This is a genomic window from Proteus sp. GOKU, from assembly GCF_015475555.1.
In the GTDB taxonomy this organism is placed as follows: domain Bacteria; phylum Pseudomonadota; class Gammaproteobacteria; order Enterobacterales; family Enterobacteriaceae; genus Proteus; species Proteus mirabilis_B.
Map to the genome: position 1 here is coordinate 364,603 of NZ_CP034105.1, position 12,952 is coordinate 377,554.

Genomic DNA, 12,952 nt, shown 5'->3' on the forward strand with positions numbered 1-12,952 from the left:
CAGCACAACGAATTTAAGACTTGAACCGGGCCAGCTATTGATTAGCCCCACTAAAAGGAAGCAATGGATGAACGACAAGATTAACCAAGATAGCATTAACAAAGCGCTGTGGAATGCCTGTGATACCTTCCGTGGCACCATCAGCGCCGATACCTATAAAGACTTCATCCTGACCATGCTGTTCCTCAAGTACATCTCCGATGTATGGCAGGATCACTACGATGGCTACAAGACCGAGTACGGAGATGAGCCAGAACTCATCAAAGAGATGATGAAAAATGAGCGCTTTGTATTGCCCGAAACGGCCAGCTTTTATGCCCTGTACGAACGTCGTTATGAACCTGGTAACGGTGAGCGTATCGACCAGGCGCTGCACGCCATTGAAGAAGCCAACGGTACCAAACTCAAAGACGCAGGCAAGAGCGTGTTCCAGGACATAAGCTTCAATACCGACAAACTGGGTGAAGAAAAGCAAAAAAACACAATTCTGCGTCACCTGCTGGAAGACTTTGCCAAACCTGAGCTGAACCTTAAACCTAGCTGCGTCGGCACGCTGGATGTGATAGGTAACGCCTACGAATACCTTATCAAAAACTTCGCGGCCAGTGGTGGCCAGAAAGCTGGTGAATTTTATACCCCACCAGAAGTCAGTGATCTGATCGCCGAGTTATTAGATCCTCAACCGGGCGACATCATCTGTGACCCTGCCTGTGGCTCTGGTTCGCTCTTGATGAAGTGTGGCCGCAAAGTCGTAGCTAACCACGCTAGTCGCCAATACGCCCTATATGGGCAAGAGTCCATTGGTTCCACCTGGTCGCTAGCTAAAATGAACATGTTCCTGCACGGTGAAGACAACCACAAAATTGAATGGGGCGACACCATCCGCAACCCCAAGCTGCTCGATAAGAATGGCGACTTGATGCTGTTTGACATCGTGACCGCCAACCCGCCGTTTTCCTTGGATAAATGGGGTCATGAAGAAGCCGAGCACGATAAATTCAGTCGCTTTCGCCGTGGCGTACCACCGAAAACCAAAGGTGACTACGCCTTTATCCTGCACATGATTGAAACGCTTAAACCTAAGACAGGTCGCATGGGGGTAGTGGTACCTCACGGTGTACTATTTCGAGGCTCTAGTGAAGGCAGAATCCGCCAAAAACTGATTGATGAAAACCTATTGGATGTAGTGATTGGCCTGCCTGAGAAACTGTTTTATGGTACAGGTATTCCCGCAGCGATTCTGATTTTCAAAAAAGAAAAAGTGGATGATAACGTTCTGTTTATCGATGCATCACGCGAGTTTAAATCTGGTAAAAATCAGAACCAGCTTAGTGAAGAAAATATCTCTAAGATCCTCTCTACCTATAAAGCGGGAGAAAATGTCGATAAATATGCTTATCTTGCCAGCCTGAAAGAGATCCAAGAAAACGATTACAACCTAAACATCCCGCGCTATGTTAATACTTTTGAAGAAGAGGAAGAAATCGACTTGATGGCTATACGTGGCGAGCGCGAGCAATTGAAAGCGCAGTTGACAGCCTTGGAAACAGAGATGGCTAAGTATCTGGAGGAGCTTGGATATGGTGCCTAATGGGTGGAAAAGGCAGCCACTTGAGCAGGTTGCAGAAGTTAGGTCCGGAGTCGCTAAGGGAAAAACTGGATTAAAAGATCCAGTAACTGTTCCATACCTACGGGTTGCCAATGTGCAAGATGGACATATCAATCTTGAGGACGTGAAAGAAATTGAGATTGAACGCGATAAGTTGGAGCGCTTCTCTTTGAAAAAGGGGGACGTTCTTATGAATGAAGGTGGCGACTTCGATAAGCTAGGTCGAGGAGACGTATGGTTAGGCCAAATAGAACCATGCCTACATCAGAACCATGTGTTTGCGGTTAGGCCAGATCAAGAGTTAATAGATTCATTTTTCCTTGCCGCTTTGGCGGCTAGCAATTATGGAAAAACTTACTTCCTAAGCTGCGCAAAACGCAGCACGAATTTAGCCAGTATTAATTCGACCCAGATAAAGGTATTTCCTGTTCTTGTACCTCCACTCCCCGAACAAAAAAAAATAGCCGAAATCCTCTCTACTTGGGATAAGGCCATCACCACCACCGAACAACTGCTTGCCAACAGCCAGCAGCAGAAAAAGGCCCTGATGCAACAACTGCTCACCGGGAAAAAACGTCTACTGGATAAGAATGGGGTTAGGTTTAGTGGGGAGTGGAAGTGGTCAAAAATTCAAGAAGTCGGCATGGTTGTTACTGGCTCCACACCTCCAAAAAGTGATGAAAACAACTATGGTGGAGATGTGTTATGGGCTACTGCAGAAGATTTTACGGGAAAATACGTTTCAGATACGAAGATAAAATTATCTGATAAAGGTTCGACCAAGGCGCGGATTGTGCCTAAAGGGAGTGTCTTAGTAACTTGCATTGCTTCGATTGGAAAAAATGCGATTGCAAATGAGGACATGGGAACCAATCAACAAATAAACGCAGTGGTAGTCAGCGATAGCTTCTCCAATGAGTTTTTTTACTATCAGATTGAATTCAACGTTAATAAGCTAATTAGTATTGCAGGTGTAACCGCCGTACCAATTGTAAACAAAAGTAGCTTTCAACAAGTGAAATTGATTTTCCCTGTTCTAGAAGAGCAACAAAAAATCGCCGCCGTGCTTTCCACCGCCGATCAGGAAATCTCCGCCCTGCAACAAAAGCTAGAAGCGTTAAAGCAAGAGAAGAAAGCCTTGATGCAGCAGTTGTTGACGGGTAAGCGAAGAGTAAAGATTGATGATAAGGAGGTTGCGTAATGGCAAAAGGTAAAAACCAACACGTAGTTAAACATCTAGATGGGTGGGCAGTAAAAGGCGAGGGTAATTCAAAAGCGACCAAGGTCACCAAAACACAAAAAGAAGCCATCGAAGTTGCTGAAGAGATCGCTCGCAATCAGCAATCCGATACCAAAATTCATGGCACTGACGGAAAAATCCGGGCTGGCAATAGCTACGGGAATGACCCTCACCCGCCTAAAGATAAAAAATAAGGACGTTTATGACTACTTCGGAGATGTTTACTGATTTTTTGAAAAATTTGGCCATTGATAACGGAACGTCAATTACTTCTAAATATGAAGAAATTACATCCGCACTGAACAAAAAATTTAGGGATACGGAATCTAAAACTGCCAATAGTTTGCAGGTTGGTTCTTATGGTCGTTGGACAGGCATTAAAGGCATTTCAGATCTAGATATGCTTTATATCATGCCAGCTTCTAAATGGAATAACTATAAAGACGGAAAACAATCCAAGTTACTCGATGATACTCGTGACGCGATAAAAGCTAGGTATTCAAACACAGAAGTTAAAAAAGACCGTTTGGTTGTTCAAGTGCTGTATAAGAATTTTACTGTGGAAGTTCAGCCAGTATTTGAACAAGATGATGGTAGTTTCAAGTACCCAGATACATACAACGGTGGTAGCTGGAAAATAACAAAGCCACGCGATGAAATTAAAGCCATGAAAGAGTTTGTGGATCAAAAAAATAAGAATCTTCGTAAGCTTTGCAAAATGGCTAGAGCATGGAAAAACAAGCACGGCGTGGGGATGGGAGGACTTTTAATTGATACTCTGGCATACAATTTTTTAAAATCTAGAACGGATTATGACAACCGGTCAGCCGCATTTTATGACTGGATGTGTCGAGATTTCTTCCTTTATTTGTCCGAAGAGCCAAATAAGGACTATTACCTTGCCTTAGGCAGTAATCAACGAGTAAATGTAAAAAGCAAGTTTCAAAGAAAAGCCAAAAAAACTTATGACTTATGTTGCGATGCCATCGCAACGGGTGAAAATGACTCAGCAAATAAAAAGTGGAAAAAAGTTTTTGGCAGGCCTTTCCCGTCAGCTACGAAGGCAGAAGCAAGATCTATTGCTAAAGCCTTCAAAGATACTGAGCAGTTTATCGAAGATTTGTATCCGCTTGATATTCGTTTCAATCTTAAAATCGAATGTGAAGTCTCGCAAGACGGATTTCGTGTAGATTTGCTGCGTACTATGCTTTCCAGAAAGCTTAAGCTTTCCCCTAAGAAACAACTCAACTTTTATGTCGATGAAATAGACGTACCGGGTGAGTTTACTTTGAAATGGAAAGTCTTAAACCGAGGGGCGGAAGCTGAGCGTAGGGATTGCATTCGGGGTGATATCGTCATTGATAAAGGCTTTAGAGAAAAGCAAGAGAAAACTGATTTTGCAGGGGAGCATATAGTTGAATGCTACGCCATTCAAAATGGTGTTGTTGTTGCGAAAGATAGAGTTCACGTGCCGATTCAGTGAGGTGTATATGGAAAATAATAATTTACTTAAGCATATTTCAGAAACTGGTTACAACGTTGGCTATAGTGCAAAGTTGCATTTTGCTAGCTTTGAAATGATTGAAAAAGTTCCGGGCCTTCTCAGCTTTATTTCACTGGCTTTTGGTGTGTATGCTCTAGCATTTGCAGAACTCTCAACCAAGCTAGCGTCGAGTACACTGCTAGTTTTAGGCATCGTTGGACTCTACATCAGTCTTAAGAATTCTGATAAAAGTGATTTTGAGCAAAAAGGCATCGTATTAACAGATTTGTTTAATGAATTAAAACATTTAATGGCTGAAGTAAAGGAAAATACAAAGTCAGCTCAAGAAGCATCAGAAATACTTAAGGATATCGAGAAACGTTATAACACCTGTTGCGCTTCACACCATCCAATGTTTGCAACCTGGTTTGCTCACTATAAGTTTTTTTGGGAGCAGCAAACTGCTTGGATCGGGGAGTATCGCCCTTTTAGTTTTTGGCGAGATAAAGTGCCACTATCTTTGTGGTTCACAATACTTTTAATAATTATTGGATCAGTTTTCTTTTTTTCTGATATTACGGCCATTATTTGCAGTATACCAACAGCATAACCCGAAGCTGCACCTTGGGTATCAGGGGTTGAAGAGAGATAACGAATGACACAATATACACCCAAATTTCAGGAAGAATACAGTGCAAAGTTACCGGCGCTGATGCTATTGACCAACCTAGGGTGGTCATTCCTCTCTCCTGAACTCGCATTAGCCGCCCGCGGTGGTAAAGTTGATGAAGTTGTTTTACGCCAGGTGCTAAGCAGAGAACTCCAGAAGCGCACTTTTACCTTTGCTGGTAAAAACTACCCGCTGTCTGAAAAGTCTATCGACAACCTGATTGCTGAGGTGTGCAGTCCAGCATTAAACGAGGGCCTATTAACTGCTAATGAGCGCCTGTACAACCACCTGCTGTATGGCATCTCTGTCACTGAGTTTGTGGATGGTAAAAAGGCCAGCCCGACTATTGCACTAATTGACTGGCAAAACCCAGTCAATAACAGCTTTGCATTTACCGAAGAATTTACCGTTACCCGTTCTAGCGGAGTCGAAAGCCGCAGACCCGATATTGTCTGCTTTGTTAACGGTATTCCTCTGGTTGTAATTGAGGCCAAGCGCCCGGATGGCAATTCCAAGAAAGGCCCGACAATTGACGAGGGTATCTCGCAAAGCCTACGTAACCAGCGACATGATGAAATCCCGTCATTGTTTGCCTATAGCCAAATATTACTGTCCATAAACGGAAATGAAGGCCGTTATGGTACCTGTGGCACGCCCGCTAAGTTTTGGGCCGCCTGGCGTGAAGAAGATATCTCCGATGCCGAGATGTACGCTATCAAAAACAAAACGCTCAAAGATGAACAGTTGGCAAGCTTATTCAGCCATCGCCCAGCAAAAGATCTGGATTGGTACCAGAGCTTGACCGCTGCGGGGGAGATTGCTGTGACTGGTCAGGATCAATTACTGATCAGTCTGTTAAGCCCTTCCCGGTTACTGGAGATGACCCGTTACTTCACCTTGTTCGATAAAAAGGCTGGCAAAATCATTGCCCGTTATCAGCAGGTATTTGGTATCAAGCGCCTAATTGAACGCATCAATACCCGAAGTAGCACCGGTGGCCGTGAAGGCGGTGTAATCTGGCACACCACGGGTTCTGGTAAGTCATTTACTATGGTGTTTTTAAGTAAGGCGCTGATCCTGCACGAAAGCCTGAAGCAATGCCGTATCGTGGTGGTGACTGACCGGGTAGACCTGGAAACCCAGCTGAGCAAAACCTTTGCCTCGGGCGGTGAACTCGCCGGTAAAAAAGACAAAGAAGCAGCTATGGCCACATCAGGCAAACGCTTGGCTGAACAGATTGGTAAAGGCACGGAGCGAATTATCTTCTCACTGATCCAGAAGTTTAATACCGCTACCAAAATGCCAGAGTGTGTAAACAACAGCTCTGACATCATTGTACTGATTGATGAAGGCCACCGCAGCCAGGGCGGTGAAAACCATATTCGTATGAAGCAGGCTCTGCCTAACGCTGCCTTTGTCGCCTTCACCGGCACACCACTGTTAAAAGACGATAAGACCACAAATAAGTTTGGCCCCATTGTACATGCTTACACCATGCAGCGCGCCGTGGAAGATCAGACAGTGACGCCGCTGCTGTACGAAGAGCGTATTCCCGACCTGGATGTGAATGAACGTGCTATCGACAGTTGGTTTGAGCGTATTACCGAAGGGCTTTCAGAAGAGCAAAAGGCCGACTTAAAGCACAAGTTTGCCAAGAAAGGCCAAATTTATGGTGCGGATGATCGCATTCGCTTGATTGCTTTGGACATAGCCAACCACTTTGTAAAGAACATCGATGAAGGTTTGAAAGGCCAGTTAGCTTGCGATAGCAAGGCCTCGGCTATCAAATACAAAAAGTATCTGGACGAAGCAGGCTTGTTTGAATCTGCCGTCGTGATGAGCCCGCCGGATAGCCGTGAGGGCAACACCGCTGTAGATGAGGCGACCACACCAGAAGTCACCCAGTGGTGGAAGGACAACGTAGGCAGTCAGGATGAGCAGGTTTACACCAAACACTTGATAGAGCGCTTTGATAAAGATGACTCACTGAAGATACTCATCGTGGTCGATAAGTTGCTCACAGGTTTTGATGAGCCGAAAAACGCTGTGCTGTATATCGACAAACCCCTAAAAGAGCACAACCTGATCCAAGCGATTGCACGGGTAAACCGTCTGCACCCGAAGAAAAAATTTGGCATACTTATAGACTATCGCGGCATTTTGGCCGAGCTGGATACCACCATTCAGAAATATCAGGATCTGGCCTCTCGTACCCAAGGCGGTTACGACATCAATGATATTACTGGCCTCTACAACCAGATGAGTACCGAGTACAAGCGCATGCCACAGCTTTATAAACAGCTATGGGCCATATTCGATGGCGTGAAGAATAAGAACGACATCGAGCAATTGCGCCAGGTACTGGTACCAAAGATTGAAGAGTTCGGCGGCGAGCTGGTTGACGTGCACCTGAAAGTGCGTGAGGACTTCTACGAAGCCCTGACTGCCTTTACTAGTTGTTTGAAGGTAGCGCTGCAATCAGCTACCTTCTTTGAAGACAAAAGCTTTAGTGACCAGGATCGACTCCATTACAAAGAAATGGTAAAGCAATTCTCTAGCTTACGCCAGATGGTACAACAAGATGCGGGAGAGAGGATTGACTACGACGAATACGCTGAGCAGGTAAAAAAGCTACTAGATAAGCATGTGGTGGGTGTCGAGGTTAAAGAACCCGGTGGCGTGTATGAAGTGGGTAAAATGGGGCAAAAGCAACAACCTGAGGACTGGAGCGAAGATAAAACGCGCAACGAAACTGACATTATCAAAACGCACGTAACCCGAATGATTGAGCAAGAGTTACGGGATGATCCCTATGCTCAGGAAGCGTTTTCCAAGTTGCTGCGCCAAGCCATTGAAGAGGCCGAAAAACTGTTCGACCACCCTCTAAAGCAGTATATGCTGTTCCGTGAATTTGAAGAGCAAGTACAAGATAGGCGCTTGAACGACATACCCGATGCGTTTACTGGTAATCGTCATGCACAGGCATATTTTGGTGTGTTCAAGAAAGTGCTTCCTGAGGCCTTGGCCGTGCTTGACAGCCAGGTTCAGGATAAGTGGATAAAAGTTGCCTTTGAAATAGACCAGGCGGTAGAAACCTCTGTCGCGGAAAACTCCATAAACCCACAGAACATCGAAGCGGATATTCGTAAAAAGTTACTGCCGCGAATGTTCCAAGAGTGCAAAGCCATTGGTGGGGGTATGGATCAGGCTAAGAAGATTGTTGAGATGATTGTTCAGATCACTCGTGTGGGCTTGAGTGGGGTTTGATATGAAAATTTATTTTTCTGATTTTTTTGACGTTTCGCCCAAAGAACTAGAGGAATATGGTGCATTTGATCTTTCATTAATCAATGATCTTCCCCTGTTCATTGACCCATTCCTTTTATTTAATAGCGACAAACCGGAGTATAAGAAACTACATGATGACATTATTCAATATGTTGCATTTTTGCGTGCTTGTTCAGAAAAAGAAGGGATCAGCAAAGGTTTAATAAAAGCATGGTTCTTATTCCCAGAAGTAAAACAAACATGGTTTGGATACAGCAAAATTGGTAATGGTGGAAGTGGCCTTGGTCAGAAGTTCGCAAAGTCTCTTAACGAAAACCTGAACACTGTGTTTACGAATTTTGGCACTGAAGAGATTACCAACGGTAGTCACCTTGAGAAGCTTTGCTTAATCAAAGATGGCGTTGGAAGAGATAATATAAGCGACTTCACAACCAATCTTATCAAAAAGTTTTTACTTGATTACACTCAAGAATTCGCTCAGGAGCATATTGATGCTCGTTTTTTATCCACTCATTTAGTTGATAAAGTCGAATTTAACTACAAGACAAGATCATGGATGGCGAAAACCTATACACTACCAATATTTCAAAATGATTATGTACTTTTGACCCCTAAGGACATCCTCACGAAAGATGAAAACTGGATTAATAAGTCTGACATGATTGGTGATTTTAGAGGTGTGCTTGAAAGTATCCCCAATGACCAACTTAGAGCACAGTTGAATGACTATCTAGCCAGGATTCTTCCTGAAAATCCTGATAAAAAAGAGTTTGATAAAGCCGTCGTAAGCTCGATCATAAAATTCCCTCAATATATTGACTATTTTATAAAGCTTAAAGAAGAGAATGGTGACCAGGCTGTTAAGCTTAGTGAGCTAAAGGTAAATGAGACAGAGTATCTGTTCATTCAAAAAGTTAAAGAGCTTGTGAACAGCCTAGAAAAAGATACGACGTTTTATGATCAACCATCAAATTCATTAGACGAAGCGTATCAACGTGTTCTCTTTCTAAAGCAGATGGTAGAAAACAATGATGGTTACAGGTTTTTCTATGTAAAAGGAAATCCAATAAAACGAGAGCAAGACCTTCAGCTCCTATTTAAGCTGACATGGTTTGCTAGTAAATATGATGTAAACGCAGAAGTTAATAATGGTCGAGGGCCCGTTGATTTCAAAATATCAAATGGGAGCAAAGATAAATCCCTTGTTGAGTTTAAGTTGGCTTCAAACAAAAAGTTAAAGCAAAACCTGAAACACCAAGTTGAAATTTATGAGGCTGCAAACTGCACCCATCAGTCAATTAAAGTCATTCTCTTTTTCAGCGATTCCGAGCTTGAATCTGTCAGTAAGGTTATGAGGGAGTTAAAACTAAAAGAGGACAAAGGTTTCGTATTAATTGATGCACGCCCGAACAAAGTATCTGCTTCAAATGTAAGAGACATGTTTGAAGATGACTGATTCAACACGCTTTGAATTCCGCTACAGCGATCATCTTATCCCGTTCGAACGAGTAACGAGAAGGTCAGTCTCAAATAGAATATTAATCAAAGTTCATCCAGATTGCAGGGTTATCGTGTCGAGTCCCGAAGATGCAGACAATGATGCGGTTCTTTCTGCTGTTAAGAAGCGTGGGCGTTGGATATACGAACAGCTTAGGAACTTCCGCGAACAACTTGAATTCATCCCCTCTAGACAATACATCAGCGGTGAGAGCCATTACTACCTTGGAAAACAGTATCTGCTGAAAGTGATTGAAGCACCAGAACAGGTTCAAGGTGTGAAACTACTACGCGGCAAGTTGGAAGTTTCGGTAAGAACAAAGTCCGCTGAAAAGGTTAAAGAGCTACTAACAGACTGGTACAAAGCGCGAGCCAAGGAAACCTTCACCAAGCGGCTCGATACCATGCTGGAACAAGCCCTTTGGGTAGAAGAGCGACCATCGCTGCGTATTCTGGCAATGCAAACCCAATGGGGCAGTTGCTCACCTAATGGGCGAATTGCACTGAATCCTCATTTGGTAAAAGCGCCTCGTGAGTGTATTGACTACGTGATTTTACACGAGCTTTGCCACATAGCAGAGCATAACCACAGCGAGCGGTTCTACCGGCTAATGAGTCAAGTCATGCCAAAGTGGGAAAAGACCAAAGAACGACTGGATGGGATGGCTTCCGTCTATATTGAATGGTGACCAGAGAATGACAAATAGAATACAAGTGCAAAGCGTAGTGAAAATGCAGGAAGTTAAACAGTCAAATTTATCAGATACTGAGTTAGCAACCAGGCTATCTATACGCTACCTAATTTAAATTTTGTTGTTTACACATGCGTCAAATACTTATTCAAAGTTTTATCTGGTATGAACATTAATAAATAGGCTATATTAATATAGTCGTTATTTATGGTTCCTCAACCACTACTCAAAATAATCCATATCTAGCTTCGGTAACTTAATAATTTGTGAACTAACGCCTATCTCGTTATCCATCATTAGGTTAACTAAGAGGTTACCATCAATAAGGACTAATCCCTCAACAGATTTAGCAAAATCAATAGCTTGTGCTGTGTAACCAGACGTAGTTATAAAAATACCACGTTTGGCTTTTTGCCCTGCAAGAGCGCCATAAAATGCTTGTAAATCAGGGCGACCGACGGTGCCTTGCCAGCGTTTTGCTTGTACATAAATTCGCTCTAATCCGAGTTTATCTAACGAAATAATCCCATCAATTCCACCGTCACCTGTACCACCAACACGTTGTAAATCATCACGATGGCTACCATAACCTAGTTTATGTAGCACATCTAGTACAATGAATTCGAAGCGGGTAGGGGATACTTGAAGTAAATTTGCCAGTAAATCAATGGCGACAGATTCACGAATTTCTTTCAGTGCATCGTTTAGACGGTCATCTGGGCTACGAACGTGTTGAGAGTTGTCAGGATTTATTTGTGTATCTTCATCTAGTGGAACTATATCAGGATTCGTTTTAAGTTTTATGTTCATAAAATCAAAAGCTAAGTGGTCAACTTGTTCTTGGGTCAGTGGAAATGGGTTGTTTTTAATCCACTCGAAACCACTTTCAGTTAGGCACCACTTTCCTCGAGATAGGCTTTGTGAAAGCCCTGCTCGTTTTAACCTATCATGAGCCCAACCAGCACGATTTTTATAGACTAATTGGCCACTTGAAATCAGTTCGGAGCGCTGGTTGTCATCTAACCCTAGAATGTCTGCAGCGCCTTCATGAACATCTTTGGCAGCAATACCTTCAGGGTGATGTTTTAAAAAACGTAATATAGGCTCAATAAATTTATCGTAGGTTGGAACTGCCATAGAAACCTTCTATAAGAGATACTTAACATGAATTTCTATACTATGGCATCTAACGTCACAGATGTTAAGTTAGACATTGGATATTTAATTGTGTGTAACTTTTATATTCAGAATTCATGTAAATGTATGTTACTTATTTTTCTGCAAAATTGTAGAATACCTCTATTCCTACTGGGTATATTAGCAAGCAATAATATGAAATTAGCTTTCATGATTGGTACCCGTTTAAATTTCTAAAAGAAAATGTCACCTGCGATGCGAATTGCAAACAACATATAATCATCCATTATCCTCATCAGTCCCCAGTTCTACATTTGCCTGCCAATTATCCATTCCACCAATTGTTCTTCAGTTTTCATCTTCAGGGCATTCAGCCAATCATCTAAAGGAAAACCCAGCATCAAATCATACAAGTACAGCCACATCACTTTATGGCGTAGATCAGAGTCATTGAACTGGTTTAATAGGCTAATCAGCTTATTAGAAAATGAACGTTATCCAATCCTCAGGTACTTGTTAAGAAAGATCCCCCCAGCATTGGGGGGATCTTAGCAGGGGGTTATCGATGATTAAGCTGGTGGCTATTTTCGATAGGAATGACTCCTTCCCCGATAAATGGTGATTTTGGTAAAGTCATCCAGTCAACTCTAGTCGTGGCGTAGCTATGTCTTATGAAAATCATGATACTTTTTTATTGTTGAATTTTCGGTGAGATTTAAAAGCTGGTGCTATTGATACGGAAGGAGGGGGGATGGACTCGGTAATACGTACTTGTAACCAATTTTTAACCTCGCTCTTTAACCAGCGAGGGCTACGTCCCAGTTTGATAGGCTTGTGAAACTCTTCATCTTGTAACAATTTACAAAACCACTTATCTGTTAATCCAGTTAAACGGGTTATAAATATCATATCAACGCATTGGTCATCTAATAAGAGAATCGCTTGAGTGCTCATTATTATCACTGCATCAATCATTTTCACTCATAAGCTACGGCCTAAAATCTATATAAAATGTATTTTTATTGTTGATCCTCTTATCTTCTGGAGGTGCAGTAAATGTTGTTTCTTTAATAATTTCAAGGCCAGCATCACAAAGCGCTTTATCATTTTTTTCGTTTCTATCATCTACAACAGCTGAAATTAATTCTCCATCATCAGATAGTGTCACCTTAATCATGCACTCTTTACCTTTATAGTTTGCTGAATTATGAAAATTAGCACTAACTGATTTTTGGGTTTTTTCTACAAAATTTATTATAGGGCTGCTATCGATGGAAGAGGCGCTTAAAGATCCAGAGAAAAAGAGACTAAAAAGTAGAATAAATTTTTCCATACC

General features: G+C 42.5%; 11 protein-coding genes. 8 read left to right on the forward strand and 3 right to left on the reverse strand.

The window, feature by feature from the left end; translation table 11 throughout:
• The first annotated feature begins 67 nt into the window (after positions 1-67).
• Genes EHE21_RS01810 through EHE21_RS01845 form a run of 8 tightly spaced genes read left to right on the forward strand, consistent with a single transcriptional unit; the run spans position 68 to position 10,476 of the window.
• Complete coding sequence (locus EHE21_RS01810) at positions 68-1,591, forward strand: type I restriction-modification system subunit M (protein ID WP_194951682.1); 1,524 nt, start codon at positions 68-70, stop codon at positions 1,589-1,591.
• Entirely contained in the window at positions 1,581-2,810 is a 1,230-nt protein-coding gene (locus tag EHE21_RS01815) for a restriction endonuclease subunit S (RefSeq protein ID WP_194951683.1), read from the forward strand. The genes EHE21_RS01810 and EHE21_RS01815 overlap by 11 nt, the downstream gene beginning before the upstream one ends.
• A complete protein-coding gene (locus EHE21_RS01820) occupies positions 2,810-3,043 on the forward strand; it encodes a DUF2188 domain-containing protein (protein ID WP_194951684.1) in 234 nt (77 codons plus the stop codon). Before EHE21_RS01815 ends, EHE21_RS01820 begins: the two co-directional genes overlap by 1 nt.
• An 8-nt stretch (positions 3,044-3,051) precedes the next feature.
• A complete protein-coding gene (locus EHE21_RS01825; RefSeq protein WP_194951685.1) occupies positions 3,052-4,332 on the forward strand; it encodes an SMODS domain-containing nucleotidyltransferase in 1,281 nt (426 codons plus the stop codon).
• Positions 4,333-4,339: 7 nt separating this feature from the next.
• The gene (locus EHE21_RS01830) at positions 4,340-4,942 is read left to right on the forward strand and encodes an SLATT domain-containing protein (protein WP_099432994.1); all 603 of its coding nucleotides are present in this window, start codon (positions 4,340-4,342) and stop codon (positions 4,940-4,942) included.
• A 45-nt stretch (positions 4,943-4,987) separates the two neighbouring features.
• Positions 4,988-8,269: a type I restriction endonuclease subunit R gene (locus EHE21_RS01835; protein ID WP_194951686.1), complete on the forward strand. Its 3,282-nt coding sequence runs from the start codon at positions 4,988-4,990 to the stop codon at positions 8,267-8,269.
• 1 nt (position 8,270) lies between these two features.
• A complete protein-coding gene (locus tag EHE21_RS01840) occupies positions 8,271-9,746 on the forward strand; it encodes a hypothetical protein (protein WP_126656750.1) in 1,476 nt (491 codons plus the stop codon).
• The gene (locus tag EHE21_RS01845) at positions 9,739-10,476 is read left to right on the forward strand and encodes a M48 family metallopeptidase (protein WP_194951687.1); all 738 of its coding nucleotides are present in this window, start codon (positions 9,739-9,741) and stop codon (positions 10,474-10,476) included. The genes EHE21_RS01840 and EHE21_RS01845 overlap by 8 nt, the downstream gene beginning before the upstream one ends.
• A gap of 225 nt (positions 10,477-10,701) precedes the next feature.
• Here EHE21_RS01845 and EHE21_RS01850 read toward each other — a convergent pair whose 3' ends face one another.
• The 3 genes from EHE21_RS01850 to EHE21_RS01860 all read right to left on the reverse strand — a co-directional run bounded on the left by EHE21_RS01850 (position 10,702) and on the right by EHE21_RS01860 (position 12,949).
• The gene (locus tag EHE21_RS01850) at positions 10,702-11,616 is read right to left on the reverse strand and encodes a restriction endonuclease (protein ID WP_099432990.1); all 915 of its coding nucleotides are present in this window, start codon (positions 11,614-11,616) and stop codon (positions 10,702-10,704) included.
• A gap of 678 nt (positions 11,617-12,294) precedes the next feature.
• On the reverse strand, positions 12,295-12,570 hold the full coding sequence (locus EHE21_RS01855; protein WP_228766770.1) for a helix-turn-helix transcriptional regulator: 276 nt from the start codon (positions 12,568-12,570) through the stop codon (positions 12,295-12,297).
• Between the two features lie 34 nt (positions 12,571-12,604).
• Positions 12,605-12,949: a cell envelope integrity TolA C-terminal domain-containing protein gene (locus EHE21_RS01860; RefSeq protein WP_194951688.1), complete on the reverse strand. Its 345-nt coding sequence runs from the start codon at positions 12,947-12,949 to the stop codon at positions 12,605-12,607.
• Positions 12,950-12,952 lie beyond the last annotated feature (3 nt).